Genomic DNA, 26,649 nt, shown 5'->3' on the forward strand with positions numbered 1-26,649 from the left:
CAGCCGCTGCCGTCCTGGAGCGTGAGTTTGGTACCAACACGGCCTTCGTGGACAACACCCACAACGACAGGGGCTGGGGCCCGCGCACCTTCAAAAACTTCAAGGCCGCAGCCGATGAGGCAGCCGCTTCACGCCTGTATGCCGGCATCCACTACCGCTTCGCCATTGAAGGCGGCAAGCCGCAGGGGCAGTGCGCGGCCCAGGCGGTGCTGGCACTCAGGTTCAAGCGCTGAGCCGACGCATCGCGCAGGACTTTTGCACCAACATGCTTGAAAGAATCAGTGCCGCACTTGTTTCGTTGTCACCGGCGGAGCAACGCGTCGCCCAGCTCGTGTTGTCAGATCCACTGACCTTTTCCAGATTGCCCGTGTCCGAGCTGGCGGCACTGGCTGATGTCAGTGCGCCCACGATCGTGCGGTTTTGCCGCAGCCTGGGTTATGACGGATTGAAGGTCTTCAAATCCAGGCTTCAAGGCAGCATGAAGGAGGGCGTTGCCCACGTGCATCGCAGCCTCCATTCGGACGACAAGGTCAATGACATCTTGGTCAAAGTCATAGACGACACCATGGCAGCGCTGTCCACCTACCGTTGCAATGCCAATCGGAAGAAAATTGAATCGGCAGTCGCTGCGCTGGTCTTTGCACACCACAACAACAAGCGCATTGAGATCTTTGGCCTGGGAAACTCCGGCATCGTGGCCCAGGATGCGCAACACAAGTTCTTTCGCCTGGGTGTACCCAGCACCGCCTACGTTGATGTGCACATGCAGGTCATGAGCGCGTCTGTGCTGCGGCCGGGTGACTGCGCAATCGTGATCTCCAATTCGGGCAGAACCAGGGACTTGATGGAGAGCTGCGCGATTGCCAACCAGAATGGCGCGACCACCATCGTCATCACCTCCAGCTTTTCGCCATTGGCATTGGCGGGCCGCATTCACCTGGAGGCCGATCACCTCGAAGGCTTTGAGCGCTATTGCCCCATGGTGTCGCGCCTGCTGCATCTGGCCATCATTGATGTGGTGGCCACCAGTGTGGCCTTGCGCATCGGCATGCAAGACCTGGCTCCAAGCCTGAAGCAAATGCAGTCAAGCCTAATGGACAAGCGGATGTATTGAGGGTCGCGGCTACGCGACCCCTACCGCTAGGCCGCGACTTCGTAGCCAGCGGCCTTCATCACCCGCAGCAATTCCTTGTGTCCGATCTGGGCCATCTTCAAAGGCGGGTTCGGCTTGGGGTCCTGCTCGGCTTCCACCACAAACCAGCCTTCATACCCGTTTGATGCCAAACGCTTGGCAATGGCTTCAAAGTCCAGCGAACCGTCGCCGGGTACGGTGAAGGCGCCCTTGAGCACCGCATCCAAAAAGCTCTCCTTGCTGCGGTCCAGTCCGTCCACCACGCTGCGGCGGATGTCCTTGGCATGCACGTGGCTGATACGCTTGGCATGCTTGTCAATCACCCGCAGTACATCGCCACCGGCGAACGCCATGTGGCCCGCGTCAAACAGCAAGGGCAGGGTGGAGCCCGAGTGCTTCATCATCAAGTCCAGGTCTTCTTCGGTCTCTATAGGTGCGGCCATGTGGTGGTGAAAGGCAATGGGCATGCCCTGCTCAGTGCACCACTCGGCAAACTCTGTCATCTTGCGCGCGTAGACCTTGATCTGGTCTTCCGAGAGTTTGCGTCGGGTGTTCAACGGTGCCATGCGGTTGCCCTGAATGGTGCCTGCCGTTTCGCCGTAGACGATGCAAGGGGCACCCAGCGCCTTGAAGGTGGCAATTTGCTGGGCAATGCGATCTTTTTCACGCGCCACTTCCGAGTCCAGCAGCAGGCCGGAATACCAGCCGCCGCACAGGCTGATGTCGTGTGCCTTCAGGATGGGGCCGAGCACGGCCGCATCCTGCGGGAACTTGCCACCGGTTTCAATGCCGGTGAAGCCAGCCATGCGGGCCTCGCTCAGACAGGTCTCCAGGCTGACATCACCACCGAGCTCCGGCAGATCATCGTTGGACCAGGCGATGGGTGCGATTCCGAGTTTTGCTTTCATTTGGCTTTCCAAGTAGGTGCATGGCTTGCAATGCATCGATTGCAAATGCGTTAAAAATAGCAATGATAATTGCAATCAGGAAGATGTTGCAATAACATATCAGGCAATTACGAATCTGCAACATTGGAGACGGTTATGAAAAGCAAACCCAAACTTGGTATCGGACTCATAGGCACTGGCTTTATGGGCAAGGCCCACGTCTTCGGCTTTACGTCGGCGCCCCGCGTGTTCGATCTGCCCTATGACATCGAACTCCGGATGGTGGCGGATGTAACGCCTGAACTGGCCGAGAAAGCGCGCGGTGCCCTGGGCTTTGCCAGCGCAACCCATGATTGGCGCGACCTGCTCAAGGACCCCGCCATCGACATCATCGACATCACTTCCCCCAATGCCCTGCACAAGGAAATGGCCCTGGCCGCCATTGCCGCAGGCAAGCACGTCTATTGCGAGAAGCCGCTGGCTACCCTGTCCAGTGACGCGATGGAGATGACCCTTGCAGCAGAAGCGGCAGGCGTGAAAACGCAGGTGGGCTTTAACTACCTGTGCAATCCCATGCTGGCCTACGCCAAAGCCATGATTGCAGCGGGTGAGCTCGGTGAGATCCGCAGCTACCGGGGTGTGCATGCGGAAGACTTCATGGTCGACAAGGCGGCGGTCTATGGCTTTAGGCATGACATTGCAGGCGGCGGTGCGCTGGCTGATATCGGCAGCCACGCGTTGGCAACTGCCGAGTACCTGCTGGGGCCTATAGACCGGGTGATGGGGCATAGCGTCACCGTGATTGGTGAGCGTCCCGACGGCAAGGGCGGTATGAAGAAGGTGGAGATTGACGACCTGAGCCGTTCCTTTGTGCGCTTTGCCAGCGGAGCCACGGGCAGCATAGAAGCCAACTGGCTTGCAACGGGCCGCAAGATGCAGCACGACTTCGAGGTCTATGGCTCGCGCGGCGCCCTGTGCTTTTCCCAGGAGCGCTTCAACGAGCTGCATTTTTATTCCGTGGATGACAAGGCTGGCCAGAGAGGGTTTCGCCGCATCGAAGCCGCACCCGACCACGCGCCCTATGGCCGCTTCTGTGTCGCACCCGGGCACCAACTGGGCTTCAATGACCTGAAGGCCATTGAAGTGGCGGGCTTCCTGGACGCGATTGCGGGCCTGAGGCCGGAGCCCTTCAACTTCCGCGCGGGCTTTGGCATTCAGCGCCTGGTAGAGCTTGTGCACCGGTCTTCACGCGAAGAAAAATGGCTGGACGTGGCTGGCCACTAGATAGCCACGCTGGGGATTGGGAAGCTTGCGCACCGGTGCAGACCGCGCAATCTTCCCCCGGAAGCCGAAAATTACCCAAAAACACAGGGGGTGCTGTTCACATATTGCAACAAACGTTGTAAATTCAAATGTATGCAACAAGCCGAAATTCCAAAAGACTACGAAGAACTCATCCGTGTAATCCATGATCGCTATGAAAAGATGAGCAAGTCTTATCAGGCGATTGCGGTCTACCTCACGCAGAACCCGAATGAGGTCGCCATCAAGCCGGTGAACTCGATTGCAGAGACCTGTGGAATCCACGCCTCCAGCTTTGTGCGTTTTGCACAGGCTCTGGGCTACAAGGGCTTCAAGGAACTGCAGCAGGTTTACCAACAACGCCTGTCTACCGCAGCACCCGGCTTCAATGCCCGGGTCAAGGCGCTGCAATCGGAACTGGCGGACCACCGTGGCTCGTCAACCTTTTTGCAGGACCTGGTGCACAGGGACATTGCATCCCTGCAGGAACTGATAGAGCTGACATCCAAGGCGGATATCGCCAAAGCCACCAAGATGATGGAGGTGGCCGACACGATCTACCTCATTGGTCAACTCCGCTCGGCACCTGTTGTGGACCTGATGCGCTACGTGCTCACTATGCTGGGCAAACGCGCGGTGCTGCTGGATGCCAGTGGTGGCCTGACGACGCACATGGCCAATCTCATCCGCCCCCGCGACATGCTGATTGCCGTGTCGTTCCGTTTCTATGCGAACGAAGTGGTGAATGTGGTCGAGAGCTGTGGCAACCGCAATGTGCCCATTCTGGCGATTTCGGATTCCACGCTGTCTCCCTTGGCGAAGAATGCGTCCGTGCTGTTTACCGTACCCGAACATGAGTACTCGTTCTCACGTTCGCTGGCAGCACCCATGTGCCTGGCGCAGGCACTGCTGGTAAACCTTGCTGCCAAGCTGCAAAAACAGGTGGAGCCACGCATACCCACCGTCACCCAGCAAAAGCAGAAAGCTTCCTGAACAGCGCCGCGTGCCTGCAGGCGCGCCAGGCCGTCACCGGTCTGCCAGGGCTGTCTCCTGCGTTGGGGCGGGGTCATGTGCCAGCCGCACCTCCTGCAGGTAGACCAGCGGCACCACAAAGGACGACAGCAACGCGCCCATGCGCCCGGCGTACCACCCCAATGAAAGCCGCGAGCCACCCAGCATGGTGATGGCGTTGTCGCACAGCAGGGCCACCAGGGCCAAAGCCAGCCACACATGCAGTTGCGCACCCAGACCCTTTAGCCGCCACACCTGAACCAGGGCCAGTAACAGCAGCAGCTGCAGGGCTGGCGCCAACCCTGAGCGCGTGATGCGGCTGTAGTCCCCACCCAGGTCCATCACCGGCAGGCTGCTCTCGAAAACCGTCACCCAGAGCGCAACGGCGACAAACACAGCACAGGCCATGGCTGCTGTGTTGTGCAGGGATTGCCCGGCGGGGATGCGGGCACCGGGCTGGCTGCGCTCGCTCATGGCATAGAACAGGATGCCGACAGCGGGTGCGCCATGCCAGAAGAACCACAGCCAGGTCAGGGTTTGCGGCCCGCCCAGCAGCTGGCCCTGCTCCAGGAAGGCGCCCGGATAGGCCAGCAGTTGCAGGATCAGTGTGCCCGCCGTGAAGTACGCCGCAGCTGACAGGTAGGACAGCGAACGCAGGCGTGTGCTTTTGAACTGCCCGCCCAACAGATAGCCGCCCACCATATAGGACAGGATGACCGACGTCTGGTAGGACGGAAAGAAGGCCTTGAAGCCCGGCAGCTTGAGGTCTGCGAAGGGAGCCAGCACAAGGGTCAGCAGCACCGAGCCTGCCATCAGAAGGTAGGCACAGCGGCGTTGCGCTGCGGTGCTGTGGCGCAGGACTGGCGGGGTGTCATGTGTGTTGAATTGAAGTGACGTGGTCATTTCGGGATTCCCTCTGGGTGCAAGTTCAACACCTGCATCCTAACGCACGGAGTGATCGCATGGACGCCGGTGGGGGCAGGCACAGTTACCATAGAGGCCAACACGAGGAGCGGAATGTCGGTCAAGCAGCGCATGAATCCAGTCCGTTGGTGGGTCTTCCTGGCTGCGACCTTTGCGGCTTTGCCTTTCCTGATTTTTGCGGCCAGTTCCTTCGGCGAGATGGCCCGCACCAGGCGTGTTGACATTGAGCGTGAAATGGTGGAGCGGGCCTACGCGTCTGCGGCACTGGTGGAGCAGCGCCTGTCGGTTAGCGCCGCTACGCTCAAGGTGCTGGCCGAGTCCGAGGCCGCGCAGGCGGGCGACATTCCCAGGCTCTACGCACTGGCCAAGCGGGTGGCTTCCGGTCTGCCCGAAGTCAGCGCCATCAGCCTGGTGAGCGCACAGGGTAAGGTTTTGTTTTTTACCCTGCTGCCCTATGGGAGCCCTGCTTTTGCTGTCAATGATAGCGACGCGCTGGAGCGCGTATTTGCCACCGGCAAACCGGTGGCCTCCGAGCCCTTCCCGTCACCAGCGAATGGCCACAGCGTTACCTCCGTGGCGGTGCCCGTGTACCAGCACGGCAAGATGGTCTATGCGCTGCGCATGATCATTCCCAGCGCCACACTCAGCGCTCTGCTGGCAACCCAGCACCTGCCGGTCGATTGGACCGTCGGCATCCTGTCGCGCACCGGCTTGTTGCAGGGGCGCTCGCGATCGGGTGAAGCCTATGTGGGAAAACCTGCCTCGGATGCGGTCATGGCGGCCTTCAGGAACGGGCGCAAGGGCATCTTCGACAGCATTAACAAGGAGGGCGAGGCAACCAAAGCGGTCATCGTTCCCCTGGTGGACTGGGATTGGCATGTGGTGCTGGGTGTCCCGGCCGCACAGTTCAAGGCGGAGGTGGTCTCGGTGGCAACCCTGGGCCTGAGCCTGGTGTTTGCGGCCTTGGCGTTTGGTGCCCTGCTGGTGCTGGCCCTGGTGTATGGCGGCAAGTCCCTGGTCAGGGAGCCGGGACGGGCCAAGGGTGGGGAGCCCCTGCCGGCAAGCAGCAACTGGCCGGCGGTGCTGGCGATTCTGGTGGCCACCGCCTTTGCAGGCCTGGGTGCCTATTCCTCCAAGGCAAGCGGCGAGCGGCTGGACAGCCAGCAGGCCAGGGAGCGCACGCTGGAAGAAGACCGGCACCTGGTCTCGGCACTGCAGCTGGCGTTTGCCCAGGTGGACACCGGCACCAAGGGTTTTGCCAGCACCGGCGACGAGGCGCAGTTGCAACCCTATCTTCAAGCGGCAGAGCGCATTCCGGGCATCAGCGCGGAGCTGCAGTCCCGCATCACCAGCCACACCCGGCTGCAGTTCAGCTGGCGTGATCTGGACGAACTGCGCACCGCGCGGGCCCTGGCCGCATCGGCCGTTGTGGAGCTGCGCCGCACCCAGGGCGGGCGGGTGACGGCCAGGCCGGATCTGTTTGAGAGCGGCAATGCACTGGGCAGCAAGCTGGACTTTCAGCTCAAGATGCTGGACCTGCAATTGGTCCGCGAAATCCAGCGTGTGGAGCGTGGCATGCAGTCGGAGCGGCAAGAGGTGACGCGCCTGCAGACACTGGCTGCCTTTGCCATTGCGGTATTGCTGGTTGCGGCTCTGGGCTTCTGGTTTTATGAACGCAGCAAGCGCCTGAAGCTGCTCGCGGAGCTGGCCCACAGCAATGCGACACTGGAGTCCCGCGTGCAGGACCGCACGCAGGCCCTGGTACAGGCCAACCAGAAAATCCGTGAGTTCAGCTACGAAGCCCAGCACCTGGTGGACGTGGAGCGCAAGCGGCTCTCGCGCGAGGTGCATGACCAGATTGGCCAGATCTTTACCGGTATCAAGATGATCGCCCACAGCCTCAAATCCGACGTGCTCGACAAGGGCCAATACGCGGCCATGCTGGATGCCATTGACGGGGGCGTGAAGACTTCGCGCAGAATTGCAGCTGAACTCCGCCCCCCCCCTGCTCGATGACTTTGGATTCCGCGCCGCCATGGAGCACTACCTCAAGGGCGCGCTGGCCAGCACCGACATGGGCTTTGATGTCCAGTTCCCGGATGACCCCGGGCTGAGTGTCCAGCAACTCAACCAACTCTTTCGCATCGTGCAGGAGGCCTGTACCAACACCATGCGCCACGCCCAAGCCCAGCAGATCGAAATCACCGGAACCCTGGTGGCAGGCGGACTCGAAGTCCGGGTGGAGGATGACGGACGTGGCTTTGCGCGCGCCGACATCCGCCCGGGCGCCCTGGGCCTGGCCGGCATGGAGGAGAGGGCCGCACTGATGGGTGCGCAGCTGCAGGTGGGCGCGCGTACGGGCGGTGGCACACAGATCGTGATCCGCATCGCCCACGGGCCCCAGGCACAGGAGCACATGGCATGAGGTTTTTGCTGGTTGAAGACCATCCCATCTTCCGTTTCGGGCTGCGCCAGCTCATCCTGCAGCGCTGGCCGCAGGCGGTGTTTGCGGATGCCGAGTCGGTGGAAAAGGCCTTGCAGGAAATCCGGCAGTGCGAATGGGACATCGCCATCGTGGACCTGAACCTGCCCGATGCACAGGGCCTGGAGGGCCTGAGCCGCATCCGCAGGGCCAGTGCAGGCTTGCGCATCCTGGTGCTGAGCCTGCATGAGGAGGCGGTCTATGCGCGCCAGGCTCTGCAGCTCGGCGCCCAGGGTTACCTGACCAAGGAAAACGCGCCCGATGAGCTGGTGCTGGCAATCGACAAGGTGCTGGCCGGCGGGCGCTACCTCTCGCAGAACATTGCCCAGTCCCTGGCCCTGGGCGAGGGCCGGGACGGTGGCGAGGACGCCATGGAATCCCTGGGAAGCCAGGAATACCGCGTCATGCTGCAGCTCATTGCCGGCGTGCGGGTGTCGGAGATTGCGCTGCAGATGAACCTCTCGCCCAAGACGGTCAGCACCTACCGCACCCGGCTGTTCGAGAAACTCGGCGTGGGCAGCAATGTGGAGCTGGCCCTGTACTGCCGCCAACGCGGCATCACCGGCGAACTCCCCTGAGGCTGACACGGGCGCAGGCCCGGCGGTAGGACACGTCCTACCGCAAATCAGCGGCCGCTGACCGGCCTGTCAGCCTATTGCGACTTGGCCCTCCAGGCCCCCCTGGGCAGACTCTCCCTATCCAATAAAAACAGGGAGCCCCTCATGAAAATCGTGATTGTGGAAGACTCGGAGCTGATCAGTTCACAGATCATCCGCGCGCTGGGCATAGACCCGCGCATCCAGATCATGCGCGTGGTGGCCAGCGAGCGTGAGGCCATTGACCTGATTCTGGCGCTCAAGCCCGATGCCGTGCTGCTCGACCTGAGCCTGTCGCCGGGCACCGGCCTGGCTGTGTTGGCCAAGGTGCGCCAGGCCGGCATTGGCAGCCGCGTCTTCGTGCTCACCAACAGCGTGGAAGACGAGGTACGCCAGCGCTGCGAGGCCCTGGGCATTTCGGGCTTTTACGACAAGTCCTCGGAGTCAGAGGACTGCTTTCGCAAGGTGCTGCAACTGCTGCCGCCGCTGCCCGATGACGAAGACCTGCGCCTGCAGGCGCTCTACCAGACCATGCTGCTGGATGCGCCGGAGCAGGAGGAGTTTGATGCCATCACGCGGCTGGCCTGCAACGCCGCAGGCACACCCATGGCCCTGATCTCGCTGGTGGACAAGGACCGGCAGTGGTTTCTGTCGCACCGGGGCCTGCAACTGCGCGAAACCTCGCGCTCGATTGCGGTGTGCGCCTACACCATCAACGGACGCCAGTTGATGGAGGTACCCGACCTGGGCCTGGATGCGCGCTTTGCCGACAATCCCCTGGTGGTGGGAGACCCCAGGCTGCGTTTTTATGCGGGCATGCCGCTGGTGTTGGAGTCTGGTCAGGCCGTGGGCACCTTGTGCGTGCTCGACACCCAGGCCCGCCAGCTGAGCGTGCAGCAAAAGTTTGCCCTGGAAGCCCTGGCCCATTGCGTGGTGGTGCAGATGGAATTGCGCAGCAAGGTCAGCCTGCTCGAGCGCGAGGTCAAGGGCCGCCACGCCGCCGAGCAGCGCTACCACGTGCTGGCCATGCAGGACAGCCTGACCCAGTTGCCCAACCGGCTGGCCCTGCTGGACCGGCTGGGCCAGCAAATCCGCACCTCGGCGCGCGAGGCCTCCCGCTTTGCCTTTCTGTTCATCGACCTGGACCGATTCAAGCTCATCAACGACAGCCTGGGCCACGAAGCCGGCGACACCGTGCTGCAGACAGTGGCCCACCGCTTGACCCAGACGCTGCGCGAATCGGACACGGTGGCGCGCCTGGCCGGCGACGAGTTTGCCGCGATCCTGTGCAACCTGCCCGACGATGCACAGGCCCCGGCACTGGCAATGGCGCAGAAGATCAACGCCAGCCTGCGCCTGCCAATCCACCTGGAAGGCACCGACCTGCACCTGCAGGCCAGCATCGGCATTGCGATCTACCCGGACCATGGCGACAACCTGCGTGACCTGATGCGCCATGCAGACCTGGCCATGTACCAGGCCAAGCGTGAGGGCGGCGGTTGCAGCGTGGCCTATGCTCCGACCCTGGAGGTCAATTCCTCACGCCTGTTGATGCTCGAAGACGAGCTCGAGCAGGCCCTCGAGCAGGGCGAAATCATTGCCCACTACCAGCCCCAGCTGGACCTGCAGAAAGGCGCGCTGTACGGCATGGAGGCGCTGGCGCGCTGGCAGCACCCGCGCCTGGGGCTGCTGGGGCCCGACCACTTCATTCCCCTGGCCGAGCGGCGCGCGATGATCCGCAGAATCGGTGCCCGCATGCTGGAGCTGTCGCTGGCGCAGATTGCACAGTGGGACGTACAGGGCCATGCCGTACCCAAAGTGGCGGTGAATGCCTGCGCGCTGGAACTCAACCCCGGCTACCTGGAGATGGTGCTACGGACGCTCAAAAAATACGGGCTTGCGCCGCAGCGCCTGGAGATTGAAATCACCGAGTCCGTGCTCTGCCCGGATGGTGAAATGGCTGTCGGCGTGCTCAGGGCCCTGCGCAATGCGGGGGTGCAGATTGCCGTGGATGACTTTGGCAGCGGCTATTCGTCCCTGGGCCAACTGCGCAAGCTGCCCCTGAGCACACTGAAGATCGACCGCAGCTTTGTCAGCGAAATCGTCAACAACCGTGCCGATTGCACCATCGTGGATGCCGTTGTGAAAATGGCGCACAGCCTGGGGCTGCATACCGTGGCCGAGGGGGCCGAGACCGCGCAGCAGCTCGGTGTGCTCAAGCAGCTCGGTTGTGATGCGGTGCAGGGCTACGTCCATGCCAGGCCCATGGCGGCGCTGGCCTGCAGTGCCTGGCTGGACGAAAGAACAGCGGCCACCCGCTCCGACGTCCTGCTGCCGCGCATCGCCGTGGTCGACGATGAACTGGAGATGGTGCAAACGGTGGCGGCCATGCTGCGCGACACGCCCTATGCGGTTGACGAATTCACCACCGCCCGGGGCTTTCTGGCCAGCCCGCACGTGGGCAACTACCACTGCACCATACTGGACCTGTCGCTGCCGGACCTGGACTTCTTTGACCTGATTGCCCAGGCCGCGCCAGGCCTCAACCAGAGTCCGCTGGTACTGGTGAGCGGCCACCCGCAAGCCGTGGTGGATGTGGCCGCAACGGTGGCACGCAGCCAGGGATTCATTGTGAGCGACACCATCCACAAGCCGTTCACGCGCAGCCAGCTGCGCGCTGCGGTGGGCATTCCCGCCTGAAACGCAAGGCAAGGGCTATTCCATGCACCCACGCGGGTTGTTGACGGGTTTTTCAAGGTGCCTGCGTGCACTCCTCGGTCTGGAGAACCGGGTGCGACTGGCCGCCTGCCTGTTGGCCTTCGCCCTGGTCCTGGGTATTGCCCTGCAGACCTGGGCAAGCGTGGCTTCGATACGCCGCGATGCGCTGGAGAACGCAAGGTCCCTGAACGAAAAAGTGGTGACCGGCGATGAGGCCCGGATCCGCCAGACCCTGGCGGCCATCGACACCGCGTTGGGCGTGATCGTGCAGGATGTCCAGAGCAACCCGCGCTACAGCCATACCGATCTGGTGCGGCGCATGGGCAGCCTGCGCCTGGACCCAGCGCAACGGCCGGTGATCACGGTGGCGGACTCCCGTGGCAGGGTCTATGCAGTAGCGGCCATTGGCATCAGCGACCCGGAGCCCCTGGGCAGCCTGAATGTCGGCGATCGCGATTACTTCCTGCGCCAGCGCGACAGCCAGTCCGATGCCCTGCAGATTGGCGTGCCGCTGATGACCCGCAGGTTCAAGGTCGTGGCCATGCCCATCACACGCAAGATCCTGGCTGCCGACGGCAGCTTCGGTGGCGTTGTCACCCTGTCGATCCGGCCGGATACCCTGTCCACCGTGGGCAGTGCCCGGGCGCCGGAGCACAACAGCGTGCGCGCTGTCCTGACACGGGAAGGGCGCGTGCTGATCCGGCAGATGGGCGACCAGCTCAGTTATGGGGACGACGTATCGAAGTCACAGCTCTTCAAGAATGTGGACACCAATGCGGTGGGCAGTTTCATTGGGCCCAGCGCTGTGGATGGCGTGGTGCGCCTGCGCAGCTACCGCCTGCTGGAGCCTTATGGCATTGTGGTGCTGTCTGCTACCGGCCAGGAGGCAGTGCTGGCCGGCACGTCCGGCCATGTGCAGGGCGTTCTGTTGGCGGGGGGGACTGCCATCACGCTGTGCCTGCTGGTGCTGGCGGTGATGCAGAACACCATGCGACGCCGGCGCAACCATTTGCTGGGCATGGCCCGTATGGCTTCGCGCGAGGTCTTTCTGCTCGGGCAGATTCCTGTCATGTTCCTGTTTGCCAGGGTTGAAGAGGCGGGCTGTGTGGTCTTCAAGTGCAATGAGCACCTGCTGCGGACGCTGGAACGCAGCAGCGCCGAGGTGCTGGGCCAGCCACTGCAACGGCTACTCCCCGGTCTGGATCCAGCGGCGTGGCCAGGCGATGCCGCGGCACCCAGGCAGTTGCAGACCCCCTCGGGCAAGACGGTGTACGTCATGGTCACCGTCAGCCAGGCCAACAGTTTTGTGCAGGCCGGTGACGTGGTCACGGCGAGTGAGGGGGGTGAGGCCTTTTGCATCAGCCTGACCGATGTCAGCCAGTCCGTGGAACTCAAACGCTCGCTCTTCACCAAGGACCTGAACTTTCAGCGACTGCTCGATGTGCTGCCCGAACACATCCGTATTTTTGACAGCCAGGAGGTCCTTGTCTGGTCCAACTTCAATGCGATCGAATACTTTGGTATGGGTCAGGACACGTCGGGCATCACACTGGCCTCACTCAGGCACCGCATCCATGCCGGGGACCTGGCGCCCCTGCTCGCGGGCCGCAACAGGCTGATGAAAACCGGCCGGGCCCAGGAGGCGATGGAAGCCCGTCTGCAGCGCTTTGACGGCGTCTACCGGTGGTTCTCGATCCGCCTGGCCTCCATGCTTGACGAGGCCGGCAGCGTGCAGAAGACCATTGCCATCTGTACCGATATCGATGACCGCAAACGCATGGCCGAGCACGCCGCCCTTTCCCAAAGGCTGGAGACCACCGGCCAACTGGCCGGTGGCATGGCCCATGACTTCAACAACCTGCTCTCCATCATCATCGGCAACCTGGACCTGGCCCGCCTGAGCGTGCGCGACCCCGAGCAGGGCCGGCAACTCTCCGTGGCGCTAGGTGCCGCAGAGCGCGGTGCCAACCTGGTCAAGTCCCTTTTGACGCTGGCCAGCCAGCAGGTGCTGCAGCCAGTGGTGGCGGACATCAATGCCATGCTGGGCGCCATGTTGCCGCTGCTGCTGCATGCAGTTGGCCCCAGGGTCCGCGTCAGCCAGGTTTTGCATGCGGATGCCTCACTGGTCCTGGTGGATGTGGCCCGCATGGAGTCCTGCCTGCTGAACCTGGCCGTCAATGCCCGTGATGCCATGCCGGAGGGCGGCTCGCTGGACATCGCCGTGGACATGCAAGACCAGTGGCATGCGGGCCAGCGGGTGGACTATGTCTGCATTGCCATCGCCGACACCGGCCAGGGCATGCCGGACGCGGTGCAGCGCCGCGCCCTGGAGCCGTTCTTCACCACCAAGGAGCGCGGCCGCGGCACCGGCCTGGGGCTGGCCATGGTGGCAGGGTTTGTGCACCAGAGCGGGGGCCAACTGGACATTGCGTCCGAGGTGAATGTGGGCACCACCATCACCATACGCCTGCCGGTGTGCCAACAAAATGCCCTGCTGCCTGCGCACGCGGCAGGCCAGCCGCAGCCGCAGCCGCAGCCGCAGCCCTGCGCGGGAACCATTCTGGTGGTGGATGACGAGGTGGACATCGCCAACCTGGTGGCCGGCTGGTGCCGCAATGTCGGCTACCGCGTACACCTGGCCCATGGTGTGGAAGCCGCCATCCAAGTCCTTCGCACGCACCGCATCGATCTGGTGGTGAGCGATGTGGTCATGCCCGGCCGGCTCAATGGTTTCGACCTTGTCGAGTTTGTCACCGAAGAGTTCGAAGGCACCCGCGTCCTGCTGATGTCAGGCTATTCGCGCGAGGCCATTGTGCAGGAGGGCGCGCAGTCATTCCCGATGCTGTTCAAGCCGGTCCGACAGACCGAATTTGTGAATGCCGTGGCCGCTCTGATGTCCGCACAGGCGCCCGGTGCGGACCCACTCCTTCAGCGTGCGTTGGCCACCACCTCCAGAATCTTGCTGCCCAGCTCTTCGGCCACAAACTTGCCGACATAGGCATCGGCCCCTGCACTCCGTGCGTGGTTCTCGGTGGCAGTGCCTGAGAGGGAGGAGTGGATCATCACCGGGATGCCACCGTAGCGCGGGTCATCCTTGATGTAACGGGTGAGGGTGAAGCCATCCATCTCCGGCATTTCCAGATCGGTCAGCACCAGGGCTACCTTGTCGCGGATGGGCACACCCTGGGCCTGCGCCTGGGCCTGCATGTCGGACAACTTGTCCCAGGCTTCCTTGCCGCTCTTGGTCATGATGACCGGCAGGTTCATGGCCTTGAGGGCCTGTTCGATCATCATGCGCGCCACGGCAGAATCATCGGCCGCCAGAATCACCGAGCCCTTGGGAATGGAGCCTTTGGGCATGACGGTGTCGTCACGGAAGGTGTGGTGCTGGTCGGGGAAGACGTCGCGCAGGATCTGCTCCACATCCAGTACCTGGGCCAGGCGGCTGTTTTCCTTGTCGCCGTCCAGGCGCGCCAGGCTGGTGACCAGGCCACCGCCCGTGCCCTCGGCTGACAGGGCCTGCTTCCAGTCCAGGCGCACGATCTCGTCCACCTCTTCCACGGCAAAGGCCTGCGTGGTGCGGGCAAACTCGGTGACCAGCAATATGCCCATGCCCTTGACCGGTTCGCAGCCCACGATCTTGGGCAGGTTGACCACCGGAATCAGCTGGCCGCGCACATTGGCAATGCCCATCACATGCGGCCCGGCGTTCACCATGGAGGTGATCTCGGGCATGACCATGATTTCGCGCACCTTGAAGACGTTGATGCCAAACAGCTCGTGTTTGAGCGCGCCATTGGGCTTGCCCAGGCGGAACAGCAGGAGCTCGAACATATTGTTGCTGGAAGCGTTGCTGCGCTTGTCTTTTTCAGACGCAAAAGATGTGGCCATTGCTGGTCCCCCTGGTCGTTATGGTTCAGAAAATGTGCTGCGAATACGTCGAAGCGTTATAGCCATTGTGGACCAAATAACAGGCCTTGGGCCACTCGCCTCGCATCCGTCTGTTGCAGGTCAATAGTGCGGCGGCGTGATCACCCACAGCACCCGCGTGGCGGTTGTGCCCGGGTTGGCACAACGGTGCACCTCTGTGCTTTTGAAGGCAAAGCTGTCGCCCTCCTGCAGGGTGAAATGGCGTCCGGACACCCACAGCTCCAGCGTGCCTGAGAGCACCAGTCCGGCCTCGGCGCCGTCGTGGCTGTAGTCCTCGCTGTCGGCGCCGGGGGCGATGGTGCTTTGCAGCAGCTCCAGCGGGCCACTCAGGTTGGGCGAGAGCAGTTCTTCGGTGATGCCCAGGCCGGTAAACGACATGCTGCGCCGGTTGCCCGCGCGCACCACGATGTCACGCTCGCTGGCGTCGCCCACCGTTTTTTGCTGGAAGAACCAGTTCATGTGCACACCCAGGGCGTCGCTGATTTTCTTCAGCACGCCAATGGGCAGGCGCGAGTGGTTGCGCTCCAACTGGCTGAGGTAGCCCACCGAGATACCCGCCTGCTCGGCCACGGCCTTCAGGGTCAGGCCCTTGATCAGGCGCAGCTCGCGCAGCTGCGCGCCAATGTCGGCCTCCGGGTCAAAGTGCGGTTCGTTGGAGCCGGGCGCGGACGGGGCATCGGGTGGTGGCAGTTGCAGTGCTTGTATGGCCATGGAGCTTGCGTTGTGTTGCGGCCTCCAGTTTAGCTTTTGATGCGCAGGCTCTTGGGGTCATAAAAAGGTACCAGCGATGGCGTGGCTGCCATGCGCACACCGGCCACCTCCACCTCGTAGCGGCCCTGCAGCAGCTGTGCCGCATCGCCCGCGCCCGGCGCAGTGCCAAACTCCACATAGCCCATGCCCAGCGACTGCCCCAGGCCGTGGCCAAACATGCCCGAGCTGATGCGCCCGACGATGACACCATCGCGGTAGAGGGGCTCGTTGTGGTACAGCAAAGCGCTGGCATCCTGCAGCGCAAACTGCAGCAGCTTGCGGGTGAGGCCCTGCTGCTTTTGTTGTTGCAAGGCTTCCTGGCCGATGAAGCCGCCTGGCTTGTCCATGGCCACGGCAAAGCCCAGGCCGGCCTGCAGCGGCGTGTCTTCGTCGCTGATGTCATGGCCCCAGTGGCGGTAGCCTTTTTCCATGCGCAGGCTGTTCAGGGCGTGGTAGCCGCAGAGCTTGAGGCCAAAGGCCTGGCCCGCCTCCATCAGCACGTCAAAAACGCCGGGTGCGCATTCGGTGGGGATGTACAGCTCCCAACCCAGCTCGCCCACATAGGTGATGCGGCTGGCGCGCACGCGGGCATAGCCCAGGTCGATGGTCTGGCTGGTGCCAAACGGGAAGGCTTCGTGGGACATGTCGGTGCTGGTCAGGCTTTGCAGCAGCGCGCGGCTCTTGGGGCCCATCACACTGAGCACGGCCATGCTGGAGCTGACATCCAGGGCAAAAGCGCGGGCATCGGCTGGAATGTGGCGCTGCAGCCAGGCCAGGTCGCGCGTCTGCGTGGCCGCAGCAGTGACCACCATGAAGCGGTCAGGGGCCTCGCGTGTGATGGTCAGGTCGGCCTCGATGCCGCCGCGCTCATTGAGCCACTGCGTGTAGACCATCTTGCCCACCGGCACGGCCACGTTGTTGGCGCTGATACGGCCCAGCACGGCCTCTGCATCCGGCCCCTGCACCACAAACTTGGCGAATGACGACTGGTCAAACATGCCCACGCCGTTGCGCACGGCCAGGTGTTCGGCAGCCGAGTGTTCAAACCAGTTTTGCCGACCGTAGCTGTATGCGTATTCGGGCTTCACGCCGGGGGGCGCAAACCAGTTGGCGCGCTCCCAACCGGCGGTTTCGCCAAAGCAGGCGCCGTGGGCCTTCAGGCGGTCGTGCAGGATGGACTGGCGCACGCCGCGCGCGGTGGCGGGCTGGCGGAAGGGCCAGTGCATGTCATAGAGCAGGCCCAGTGTTTCCACCGTGCGGTCGCGCAGGTAGTGGCGGTTGCGCTGGAAGGGCATGCAGCGGCGGATGTCCACGTCCCACAGGTCCATGGGTGGGTGGCCGTCCAGCATCCAGTCGGCCAGCACCTTGCCCGCGCCACCGGCCGACTGGATGCCGATGGAGTTGAAGCCCGCGGCCACAAACAGGTTGCGCACCTCGGGGGTTTCGCCCAGCAGGTAGCGGTCATCCGGGGTGAAGCTTTCGGGCCCGTTAAAGAACAGGTTGATGCCGGTGGTGGCCAGGGCCGGGTAGCGCTCCATGGCGCTGCTGAGCAGGGGTTCGATGTGCTCCAGGTCATCGGGCAGGGCGTCGAAGCTGAAGCTCTCGGGAATGCCCTGCATGCCCCAGGGCTTGGCCACGGGCTCGAACCAGCCCACCAGCAGCTTGCCCGCGTCTTCCTTGAAGTAGGCGCAGCCGTCCGGGTCGCGCAGCACGGGCAGGTCGCTGTGCAATCCGGCCATGGGCTCGGTGACGATATAAAAATGCTCGGCCGCATGCAGGGGCACGGTGGTGCCGCTTTGCGCACCCAGCTCGTGGGCCCACATGCCTGCGCAGTTGACCACCATGTCGGCGCGTATCTCGCCCTGTGCGGTGCGCACGCCCACGGCCTGGCCGTTTTCAATCAGGATTTTTTCGACCGGCGTGTTCTCGAATATTTTGGCGCCACGGCTGCGTGCGCCCTTGGCCAGTGCCTGCGTGGTGTCTATGGGGTTGCAGCGACCGTCCTTGGGCAGGAACACGCCGCCCACCACGTCACTGGTGTTCACACCGGGCCAGCGGTTGGCCACTTCCGTGGGCGACAGAGTCTGCACTTCCAGCCCAAAGCACTTGGCCATGGAGGCGCCGCGCAGCAGCTCTTCCATGCGCGCGGCATGGGTGGCAATGGCCATGGAGCCGGTTTGCCGGAAGCCCGTGGCCTGGCCCGTCTCCTGCTCCAGCGTGGAATACAGGTTGGTGGTGTATTGGGCCAGGCGGGTGAGGTTGTAGGTGGCGCGCAACTGGCCCACCAGGCCGGCCGCATGCCAGGTGGTGCCGCAGGTGAGCTGCTTGCGCTCCAGCAGGACCACATCGGTGCAACCCCGCAGCGTGAGGTGGTAGGCCAGGCTGCAGCCCACAATGCCGCCGCCCACGATGACAACACGGGCACGATCGGGCAGATCCATAAGGCCTCCAGAAGTAAAAATGTTTGACGTTTTTATTCTATCGTGAAATTTGTAGCAATAATTTCACGAAGGCCGCTACAATTTCTGCAGATTCGCAATCGTGCTGCGCTTTTCCCGCTTTGCCTAGTGGGGTTGTCGCGGGGCCCGGAGACATACCTATGACAGAACATGTGAGAGTCGTCGTGATCGGTGGCGGGGTGGTGGGCTGCAGTGCGCTCTACCACCTGGCTGCTTTGGGAATCAAGGATGCGCTGCTGCTGGAGCGCGATGAGCTCACCAGCGGCTCCACCTGGCATGCGGCGGGCAACCTGCCCACCTTCTCCACCAGCTGGAGCATCCTCAAGCTGCAGAAGTACTCGGCCGCGCTCTACCGCAGGCTGGCCGCCAGCGCCGATGACCCCATCAACTACCACCTGACCGGCTCGGTGCGCCTGGCCCACACGCAAAGCCGTATGGACGAGTTCCGCCACGTCAAAAGTATGGCCAAGGCCAATGGGCTGGAATACGAAATCCTCTCGCCCAGCGAACTGCGCGAGCGCCACCCGCTGATCGAAACCCACGACCTGCTGGGCGCGCTGTGGGATCCGCTGGACGGCGACATTGACCCATCCCAACTCACCCAGGCCCTGGCGCGCGAGGCCCGGCTGGCCGGTGCCACCATCCGCCGCCACACCCGTGTGACGTCGCTCACCCAAAAGCCCGACAGCAGCTGGGTGGTGGCCACCGACAAGGGCGAGATCCACTGCGAAATCGTGGTCAACGCCGCAGGCTACCGCGCCGGCGAAATCATGAAGATGGTGGGCCGCCACCTGCCCCTGGCGGTGATGTCGCACCAGTACCTGGTGACCGAAGACTGCGACGAGCTCATCGCCCGTGGCAGTGCGCGCCTGCCCCTGCTGCGCGACCCCGACACCTCGTATTACCTGCGCCAGGAGCGCAATGGTTTTATCCTCGGGCCCTACGAGTGGAAGGCCACACCCATGTGGCAGGACGGCATGCCCGACGACTTTGCCAACCAGCTCTGGAACGACGACTTCGACCGGCTGGAGAGCTACATCGAAGACGCCATGGCCCGCGTACCCGCCCTGGGCCGTGCCGGCATCAAGCGCGGGGTGAACGGCCCCATTCCGTATTCGCCCGATGGCAACCCCTACATCGGCCCCGAGCCAGGCCTGCGCAACTTCTTCCACTGCAACAACTTCAGCTTTGGCATCACCCAAGCCGGGGGCGCAGGCAAGGCGCTGGCCGAGTGGGTGGTGCACGGCGCCCCCGAGTGGGACCTGTGGAGCCTGGACCGCCGCCGCTTTGGCGACTATGCGTCCAGCGCCTACACCGTGGCCAAGGCGGTGGAGGTGTACCAGAACGAATACGCGTCGAGCTTCCCCTACGAGGAGCGCGAGGCCGGACGGCCCCTGCGGACCTCGCCCACCTACGCAACACTCAAGGCCAAGGGCGCGCGCTTTGGTGCGCGTGGTGGCTGGGAGCGGGCGGTGTACTTTGACCTCAAGGGCGAGTTGCCCCAGGAAGAAAAATTGTCGTTCCGCCGCGAAAGCATCTGGCACGGCGTGGTGGCCCAAGAGGTGCAGGCCGTGCGCGAGCGCGTGGCCGTGCTGGACCTGCCGGGCTTTACCAAATACGAGCTCAAGGGCCCGGGCGCAGCCGCGCATCTGGACTACCTGACCTGCTCCAAGCTGCCCTCCCTGGGCCGGGTGTCACTGGCCTATGCGCTCACACCGGCAGGCAAGCTGTGGAGCGAGTTCACCATCACCCGCTTGGCCGAGGACCATTTCTACATCATCAGCGCAGCCATTGCTGCCACGCATGACATGGACTTGCTCAGCGGCACGCTGCCCACGGGCAGCCCGATTACCGTGCGCGACATATCGGCCGATCTGGGCACGCTCATCATTGCCGGGCCACGTGCGCGCGAGGTGATGGCGCAGATCACCACCACCGACCTGAGCAATGCCGGCTTCCCCTGGCTCACTGCACGCGAGATTGCCACCGTGGCTGGCAACTGCTATGCCATGCGGGTGAACTATGTGGGCGAGCTGGGTTGGGAGCTGCATGCGCCGGTGGCCATGATGCAGACGCTGTACGACGCCGTATGGCAGGCGGGCGAGGCCCACGGTATCCGCGACTTTGGCCTCTATGCCATGGACAGCCTGCGCGTGGACAAGTGCTACCGCGGCTGGAAGAGCGATCTGGAGAGCGGCTACACCCCGCTGGAAGCATCGCTGGACCGCTTTGTGGATGTCAAAAAAGCCAGCTTTGTCGGGCGTGACGCCCTGCTGGCCGAGCACGCGCGCGGCCCCAAGTTCCGCTTTGTGCCCATGCTGTTTGAGCAGGACGGCGAGGCCGAAGCGCCTTACTGCGCCCAGGTATTCCACGGCGACACCAATGTGGGCCTGACCACCTCGGGCGTGTGGAGCCACACCCTCCACAAGAGCGTGGCCCTGGCCTATGTGCGCACCGATCTGGCCGTGCCGGGCACGGTGCTCGAAGTCGAGGTGCTGGGCACACTGCGCCGCGCCACCGTGCAGGCCGAGCCGCTGTACGACCCCAAGAATGAACGGCTGCGCGCCTAGGCGCTGCCAGAGTGTCCCGGTATCCGCAGAGAAACCTACATAAAGAGGCAAGACATGAGCGCAATCCCTGAAACCATTCCCCGCCGCGGCGGTGCCCGCGAGGCCCGCCGGGCCGCACGTTCTGCCGAGCTTCCGGATCACCTCAAGCCGGTGCGCCCGGGCATGAACGGCGGCCGTTACAAGCCGCTGAGCGAGGCCGATGTGCTCAAGATCCACCACGCCGCACTGGACGCGCTGGAGACCATTGGCTTTGCCGATGCGCCGCAAAGCGGCATTGACGCCATGGTGAAGATGGGCGCCAAGCTCACCGACAGTGGGCGCCTGCTGTTTCCGCGCGCCCTCGTTGAAGACACCGTGGCCAACGCGGCCCGCCACTTCGTGCTGCACGGCCAGGACCCCAAGTACGACATGGAGCCCTGGGGCGACAAGGTCTACTTTGGCACCGCAGGAGCGGCGGTGCACATGGTGGACGCCAAGACCGGCGCCTACCGCGAGTCCACCACGCAAGACCTCTACAACATTGCCCGCGTGGTCGACACGCTGGAGCACCTGCACTTCTACCAGCGCTCAGTGGTCTGCCGCGACCTGCCGCTGCCCGAGGAGATGGACTTCAACACCACCTATGCCTGTGTTTCGGGCACGACCAAGCACGTGGGTGCGAGCTGGGTGGCCCCCGAGCATCTGGAGCAAAGCCTGAAGATGCTGCACATGATTGCCGGTGGCGAGGACAAGTGGCGCGAGCGCCCGTTTGTGAGCCAGTCCAACTGCTTTGTGGTGCCGCCCATGAAGTTTGCCTTTGATGCCTGCAAGTGCCTCGAAGTAGCCGTGCGCGGCGGCATGCCGGTGTTGCTGCTCTCAGCCGGTCAGGCGGGTGCCACGGCACCGGCCTCGCTGGCCGCAGCCCTGGTGCAAGAGACAGCCGAATGTCTGGCAGGTCTGGTGTATGTCAACGCTATCAAGCCCAAGGCCCCGGCCATGTTTGGCACCTGGTGCTTTGTGTCCGATCTGCGCACCGGCGCCATGTCGGGCGGCAGCCCGGAGCAGGCCCTGCTGTCGGCCGCCAGCGCGCAGATATCGCGCTATTACGACCTGACCGGCGGCACCGCCTCGGGCATGACCGACTCCAAGGTGCCCGATGCCCAGTGCGGCATGGAGCGCGCCTACAACCACGCACTGGTGGGCAATGCGGGTGCCAACCTGATCTATGAATCAGCCGGCATGATGGCCAGCCTGATGGGCTTTTCGCTGGAGAGCCTGCTCATCGACAACGACCTGATTGGCGCCGTGCAACGCACCATTCGCGGCATCGAGGTCACCGACGAATCCATCTCGCTGGACACCATGCGCCAGGTCTGCCTGGAAGGCCCGGGCCACTACCTGGGTTCGGACCAGACCTTGCAGCTCATGCAGCGCGACTACATCTACCCCACCTTGGGTGACCGCTCCAGCCCCAACCAGTGGGAAGAGCGGGGCCGACCCTCTCTGGTGGACCGCGCATCGACCAAGCTGGAGGGCATTTTGTCCACCCACTACCCGACGCACATTCCGCAGCACATTGACGAGGCCATCCGCGCCCAGTTCCCGGTGCGCCTGCCACGCGAGGCCATGCGCGCGGGCTGAGCAAACAATCAGCGCGGCAATTGCGTGGCTTTGGCCCGCGTGCGCCTGGCCTGCTTGGGTGCCTTCTTGGGCTTGTGGGGGTGCTCAAACAGTTGGGGATAGTCGCCCATCAACAAGCCCAGTGATGCAATCGACAGTTCGATTTGGACTTGGTAGAGCACGCCGGTGATGGAGACTACTGAATCAATCGACTTTTTCATGTCCTGCCCCTTTTGGGTGAACCATCCACGCATGGGTGGGTGGTTCAGAGCACGATAGCAGTTGGCAATCAATTGGGTCAGGGGTATGCAGACAGGGCTGATGGCTACAATGCAGGCCTCCCGACATAGTTCAATGGATAGAACGGGGTCCTCCTAAGACTCAGATACAGGTTCGATTCCTGTTGTTGGGACCATGTGATGATTTCACAAGGTCTCAGAACACCTCAAAACCCGCACGTTTCCCCAGCGTGGCGGGTTTTTTATTGTCTCGGGTGGTCTCACGGGGTAACATGACATACCGACAATTTGACGGTATCTGTGACGGTATCTCCAAAAGTCACATACCGACATACCGTCAAAGGGCGCAAATCATGGCACTGACAGACACCTTCGTGAAGAACACCAAGCACACGGGCAGGCCCTCAGGCGACAAGCATGCAGACGGTGGTGGCATGTATCTGTTGATAAATGCCGGTGGGAAATATTGGCGCATGGACTACCGCTTCGCTGAAAAGCGCAAGACGCTGGCGCTGGGCACCTATCCCGAGGTCTCGCTGCTCAAGGCACGGCAGCGCCGTGAAAAGGCCCGTGAACTGCTGGCAGACGGTATCGACCCCAGCACAGCCAAACAGGAAGAAAAGGCCGTGAAGCTGGCAGCGGCCGCAAACACCTTTGAAGTGGTGGCGCGTGACTGGCTGACCAAGACCAAGGCCAACCGTGCCCAGGTCACGCAGGACAAGGTGACGGCGTGGCTGGAGAACGATGCGTTCCCCTACATCGGCAAGATGCCTATTGCAGACATCGGCCCGCGTGACGTGTTAGAAAAGGTCATTCGCAAGGTGGAAGCCCGCGCAGCTATCGACACAGCGCACCGGCTTAAGCAGCTATGCGGGCAGGTATTCCGGTTTGCCGTGGTTTCAGGGCTGGCTGACCGTGACGTTACCGCTGACTTGCGCGAGGCACTAGCAACCAAGACCACCACGCACTATGCGGCAATCACCGACCCCAAGCATCTGGGCCAGTTGATGCGTTCCATCTTCGATTACACCGGACACCCATACACGGTAGCTGCGCTCAAGATGACGCCTTTGGTGTTCCTGCGTCCCGGTGAGCTGCGCACCGCTGAATGGTCAGAGATTGACCTTGACGCGGCAGAGTGGCGCATACAGGGCAGCAAAATGAAAATGAAGGTTGACCACATCGTCCCGCTGTCGACGCAGGCCGTGGATATCCTGCGCGGCATCCATCCCGTGACGGGCCACGGGCGGTATGTTTTCCCCAGTCTGCGCACTGGTGAGCGCCCTATGAGCGAGAACACCATCAACGCGGCACTGCGGGGCATGGGTTACGCAAAAGAAGTCCACAGCGCCCACGGCTTCCGGGCTACGGCCAGAACCATCATGGATGAGGTCATGGGCGAGCGTGTAGATCTGATAGAGCACCAGCTGTCCCATGCGGTCAGAGACCCCAACGGACGCGCCTACAACCGCACGGCGCACCTCCCGGCACGCCGTGCGATGATGCAACGTTGGGCGGACTACTTGGATAAATTGCGGGTGGGCGCTGAGGTAATTCATATCAAGGCGGCATAACAAATTCCGCGTACTCCGGTGCGCGGTCGGCCTGGGAGCATTGATTGGGAGGCCTCTTTCTCGGGATAACGAGTCGTCACTGTCAATCGATGCCAATGGCATTGTGTTTTCGGCCATCGTGGATCAGGGGCACACTACGTGTCCCGGTTGGCGGAGTCGCTTCAGTGCCGTGGGCATCTCTTCCAGCCTTCCACAAAGCCCAGCTGGCCCTGAACCGGTTTGATTCGGCCGACGCACACCAAGCTTTTAACCCGGACCTCCACCATGTATTTGGCATGTGCGCCGTCCACGCCATTCCAGTCTTGCAGCACCTGATTGAGCGGATCAGTGGGGCGCCTGCCCACAGCTAGCGGGATGATTTGGTATGGCTTGAACTGATCGGGATCCCCTTCGAAATGAGCCATCAGGTCGTGCTTAAGCTTGTTGGTGACGGATGGCGCGGATACTGCAACCCACTTGAAGGCCAATGTCGCTATTATTGGCCCATGTCAGTCTGACCGCAGCTAGGGAAAAAATGCCAGATCAAACAGCGAAATTCTTAATCCGCACTTTGCGCACAATGGCGGCATTCGCCCTCTTGGGCGTGCTGGTGTCGGGGTCGGTGCAAGGAGTGGTTTCGTTCCTATTCGATTACTACGATTTTGATCTTCGGCCAATTGGCGGTGTTCTTGGCGCAGTAACCCCATCCGTCTTCAAAGTTGGTCGCTCGTAATTGCGATGGTTGTTGATGGAAATTGGATCGACATTAGCTCGTTGCTGGTGGCTCTTCTGTATGCATGATGGAAGGTCCCACATAGGAACGGGAAATTTGTTTCAAAAGACACTGCGCAGAATATTGCAAACGGGTGCTCGCTACTGCCCCTCTTCTTGCTTGGCCTGTCAATCGTTTCCAGCTCATTGCTGACAGAGTTGATGCACGCAAACAAGCTAATTTTGTCTGTGGCTGGAATATGCGCTTTGCTCGCTACGCTTGAAGACGACTTCTAGCGCGCTGCCCTACCAAAGCCGCCTCAAGGATCAATTAGGCGACAGCGAGGCGTTGAGTGCAAACCCAAGTCTTGCTCAATGGTCTAGCACCTATAGGACCTCAATACGCTGCTCCGAACGATGCTGTTTTGAATCAGAAATATCACCCGGATGGGGGATGGATGCGTCGGTCGGGTGCTGTTACGGTCACTGTACACAACTAGGAGAGAAAGTGGCCAGAAGAGGAAAGACCAGTCCGCTGGAAGACGTGTTCGAGTTGGTGGCGATGCTGCCGTGGTGGGGTGGCGTGGCGGCCGCCATTGCCTTGTACGTTGGCCTCCATGCCTATGCAAGCCAAGTGGTGGCACCTGTCACCACCACACCTCAACTGGTTGGCTCCGTCTCCGGGACAATCTTCCGGACTATTGCCGGCTTCTTCCAGTACATCCTGCCGGTCATCTGCCTGGGAGCAGCCGCAGCGTCGGCCTGGAAGGCTTCTCAGCGCAAATCCCTTGTCCAGGGCGTTACAGCCAGTACCTCTGCCTCATCACTGGACGGCATGACCTGGCTGGAATTTGAGGGCCTGGTGGGCGAGGCCTTCAGGCAGAAGGGCTACAAGGTCTTGGAACTGGGCGGTGCTGGCCCAGATGGCGGAGTGGATCTGGTCCTGACCAAGGGCAGCGAAAAGTTGTTCGTCCAGTGCAAGCAATGGAAGGCCTTCAAGGTTGGCGTGGACGTAGTGCGTCAGCTCTATGGCGTCATGGCCGCTAAGGGCGCTGCAGGCGGCTTTGTCGTCACGTCCGGCAAGTTCACGACTGATGCCCTGGAGTTCGCCCGGGGCCGCAATGTCACGTTGTTGGATGGCGATCGGCTCTTCGCCATGTTGCAGGCGGCGAAGGCTGGACGCAAGGCCGGCATCAGTTCAGCTACCGCCCAAGTTGCTGCTGCGCCCTTGGCCGCACCTGGATGCCCGGTGTGCGGATCAGCCATGGTCAAGCGGGAGGCGAAGCGCGGCACGAACGCCGGCAATGCCTTCTGGGGATGCTCCAAATATCCCAAGTGTCGGGGTACGGTGCAAATTTAGGAAGATGACTTTTGTGAGCGAAGCCCCCGGGTTCTTGTGTGCCAACTGCCTCGCATTGTGAACCCAATGGAAACCCACTCGGTTATCCGCAAGGTCATGGTGACGAGGCCAAGCACCTCAATCCAGTCGATTGTGCATATTCCAAATATTTATGCGTCTTGGTATTACATGTGGTCTGGTGATGCAATAAAAACTGGTACATTTACGGCAGCAATAAAGCCGGAGAGACACACCCGGCAAAACAATCAGCGGCCATTTTGATGGTCCCGCTCGCTCTAAATTTACAACCCGCCCTAGGTAACTACGGCGGGTTTTGTCGTTCTGGAGTACTCAATATGTAAAAACCTCCCCATCCCTCTTTGACTAGTTGGCTCGCACTTGTGCGGGCCATTTTTGCTTTTGCCCGCCCGGCTCGCCTGGTGGGCT

Annotated in this window: 20 protein-coding genes and 1 tRNA gene; 14 read left to right on the forward strand and 7 right to left on the reverse strand. The window is 62.3% G+C overall.

The genetic code is table 11. The features are described from left to right. Together DIC66_RS23055 and DIC66_RS03580 are read left to right on the forward strand one after the other, a co-directional pair. A partial coding sequence (locus DIC66_RS23055; protein WP_199534660.1) for a phosphatase PAP2 family protein occupies positions 1–233 on the forward strand: 233 nt, incomplete at its 5' end. A 32-nt stretch (positions 234–265) separates the two neighbouring features. Next, a complete protein-coding gene (locus DIC66_RS03580) occupies positions 266–1,114 on the forward strand; it encodes an SIS domain-containing protein (RefSeq protein ID WP_117174170.1) in 849 nt (282 codons plus the stop codon). Between the two features lie 26 nt (positions 1,115–1,140). On the opposite strand, the gene iolE is transcribed toward DIC66_RS03580, so the two are convergent. Then, a complete protein-coding gene (gene iolE, locus DIC66_RS03585) occupies positions 1,141–2,040 on the reverse strand; it encodes a myo-inosose-2 dehydratase (protein WP_117174172.1) in 900 nt (299 codons plus the stop codon). A gap of 135 nt (positions 2,041–2,175) precedes the next feature. Between iolE and DIC66_RS03590 the strand changes: the two genes are divergently transcribed. Both DIC66_RS03590 and DIC66_RS03595 read left to right on the forward strand, forming a co-directional pair. Beyond that, the gene (locus DIC66_RS03590; protein WP_117174174.1) at positions 2,176–3,303 is read left to right on the forward strand and encodes a Gfo/Idh/MocA family protein; all 1,128 of its coding nucleotides are present in this window, start codon (positions 2,176–2,178) and stop codon (positions 3,301–3,303) included. Positions 3,304–3,435: 132 nt separating this feature from the next. Continuing rightward, on the forward strand, positions 3,436–4,314 hold the full coding sequence (locus tag DIC66_RS03595; protein ID WP_117174176.1) for a MurR/RpiR family transcriptional regulator: 879 nt from the start codon (positions 3,436–3,438) through the stop codon (positions 4,312–4,314). 33 nt (positions 4,315–4,347) lie between these two features. On the opposite strand, the gene DIC66_RS03600 is transcribed toward DIC66_RS03595, so the two are convergent. Continuing rightward, on the reverse strand, positions 4,348–5,235 hold the full coding sequence (locus tag DIC66_RS03600) for an MASE4 domain-containing protein (protein WP_117174178.1): 888 nt from the start codon (positions 5,233–5,235) through the stop codon (positions 4,348–4,350). Between the two features lie 132 nt (positions 5,236–5,367). On the opposite strand from DIC66_RS03600, the gene DIC66_RS03605 reads away from it, so the two are divergent. The 5 genes from DIC66_RS03605 to DIC66_RS03625 all read left to right on the forward strand — a co-directional run bounded on the left by DIC66_RS03605 (position 5,368) and on the right by DIC66_RS03625 (position 14,050). Further along, positions 5,368–7,272, forward strand: a complete 1,905-nt coding sequence (locus DIC66_RS03605) for a CHASE3 domain-containing protein (RefSeq protein WP_147321225.1) — start codon at positions 5,368–5,370, stop codon at positions 7,270–7,272. Then, positions 7,238–7,681 carry a sensor histidine kinase gene (locus DIC66_RS03610; RefSeq protein WP_117174182.1) on the forward strand — a complete coding sequence of 148 codons (444 nt, stop codon included), beginning with the start codon at positions 7,238–7,240 and terminating at the stop codon, positions 7,679–7,681. The genes DIC66_RS03605 and DIC66_RS03610 overlap by 35 nt, the downstream gene beginning before the upstream one ends. After that, positions 7,678–8,316, forward strand: coding sequence for a response regulator (locus DIC66_RS03615; RefSeq protein ID WP_117174184.1), 639 nt, complete (start codon positions 7,678–7,680; stop codon positions 8,314–8,316). The genes DIC66_RS03610 and DIC66_RS03615 overlap by 4 nt, the downstream gene beginning before the upstream one ends. Positions 8,317–8,460: 144 nt before the next feature. Next, a complete protein-coding gene (locus tag DIC66_RS03620) occupies positions 8,461–11,034 on the forward strand; it encodes an EAL domain-containing protein (protein WP_117174186.1) in 2,574 nt (857 codons plus the stop codon). A 22-nt stretch (positions 11,035–11,056) separates the two neighbouring features. After that, positions 11,057–14,050, forward strand: coding sequence for an ATP-binding protein (locus tag DIC66_RS03625; protein ID WP_117174188.1), 2,994 nt, complete (start codon positions 11,057–11,059; stop codon positions 14,048–14,050). Here DIC66_RS03625 and DIC66_RS03630 read toward each other — a convergent pair. The 3 genes from DIC66_RS03630 to DIC66_RS03640 all read right to left on the reverse strand — a co-directional run bounded on the left by DIC66_RS03630 (position 13,981) and on the right by DIC66_RS03640 (position 18,173). Continuing rightward, the gene (locus tag DIC66_RS03630; protein WP_117174189.1) at positions 13,981–14,943 is read right to left on the reverse strand and encodes a chemotaxis protein; all 963 of its coding nucleotides are present in this window, start codon (positions 14,941–14,943) and stop codon (positions 13,981–13,983) included. The genes DIC66_RS03625 and DIC66_RS03630 overlap by 70 nt on opposite strands. A 120-nt stretch (positions 14,944–15,063) precedes the next feature. Then, entirely contained in the window at positions 15,064–15,693 is a 630-nt protein-coding gene (locus DIC66_RS23560; protein ID WP_117174191.1) for a helix-turn-helix domain-containing protein, read from the reverse strand. A 29-nt stretch (positions 15,694–15,722) separates the two neighbouring features. After that, positions 15,723–18,173, reverse strand: a complete 2,451-nt coding sequence (locus DIC66_RS03640; RefSeq protein WP_117174193.1) for a GcvT family protein — start codon at positions 18,171–18,173, stop codon at positions 15,723–15,725. A gap of 158 nt (positions 18,174–18,331) precedes the next feature. On the opposite strand from DIC66_RS03640, the gene DIC66_RS03645 reads away from it, so the two are divergent. Both DIC66_RS03645 and DIC66_RS03650 read left to right on the forward strand, forming a co-directional pair. Then, positions 18,332–20,761: a GcvT family protein gene (locus DIC66_RS03645; RefSeq protein WP_117174195.1), complete on the forward strand. Its 2,430-nt coding sequence runs from the start codon at positions 18,332–18,334 to the stop codon at positions 20,759–20,761. A gap of 54 nt (positions 20,762–20,815) precedes the next feature. Further along, positions 20,816–22,381, forward strand: a complete 1,566-nt coding sequence (locus tag DIC66_RS03650) for a trimethylamine methyltransferase family protein (RefSeq protein ID WP_117174197.1) — start codon at positions 20,816–20,818, stop codon at positions 22,379–22,381. 8 nt (positions 22,382–22,389) lie between these two features. Here the strand turns inward: DIC66_RS03650 and DIC66_RS03655 are convergent, their stop codons facing one another. Continuing rightward, a complete protein-coding gene (locus DIC66_RS03655; protein WP_147321226.1) occupies positions 22,390–22,581 on the reverse strand; it encodes a hypothetical protein in 192 nt (63 codons plus the stop codon). A gap of 119 nt (positions 22,582–22,700) precedes the next feature. Here DIC66_RS03655 and DIC66_RS03660 point away from each other — a divergent pair. Together DIC66_RS03660 and DIC66_RS03665 are read left to right on the forward strand one after the other, a co-directional pair. Then, positions 22,701–22,775: transfer RNA gene (locus DIC66_RS03660), tRNA-Arg, on the forward strand. A gap of 177 nt (positions 22,776–22,952) precedes the next feature. Further along, positions 22,953–24,173 carry a tyrosine-type recombinase/integrase gene (locus DIC66_RS03665; RefSeq protein ID WP_117174200.1) on the forward strand — a complete coding sequence of 407 codons (1,221 nt, stop codon included), beginning with the start codon at positions 22,953–22,955 and terminating at the stop codon, positions 24,171–24,173. A gap of 161 nt (positions 24,174–24,334) precedes the next feature. Here DIC66_RS03665 and DIC66_RS03670 read toward each other — a convergent pair whose 3' ends face one another. Further along, a complete protein-coding gene (locus tag DIC66_RS03670) occupies positions 24,335–24,577 on the reverse strand; it encodes a hypothetical protein (RefSeq protein ID WP_147321227.1) in 243 nt (80 codons plus the stop codon). Positions 24,578–25,371: 794 nt separating this feature from the next. Between DIC66_RS03670 and DIC66_RS03680 the strand changes: the two genes are divergently transcribed. After that, positions 25,372–26,223 carry a restriction endonuclease gene (locus DIC66_RS03680; RefSeq protein ID WP_117175064.1) on the forward strand — a complete coding sequence of 284 codons (852 nt, stop codon included), beginning with the start codon at positions 25,372–25,374 and terminating at the stop codon, positions 26,221–26,223. The last annotated feature ends 426 nt before the right edge of the window (positions 26,224–26,649 follow it).

Origin of the sequence: Rhodoferax lacus, from assembly GCF_003415675.1 — a bacterium.
GTDB lineage: Bacteria > Pseudomonadota > Gammaproteobacteria > Burkholderiales > Burkholderiaceae_C > Allorhodoferax > Allorhodoferax lacus.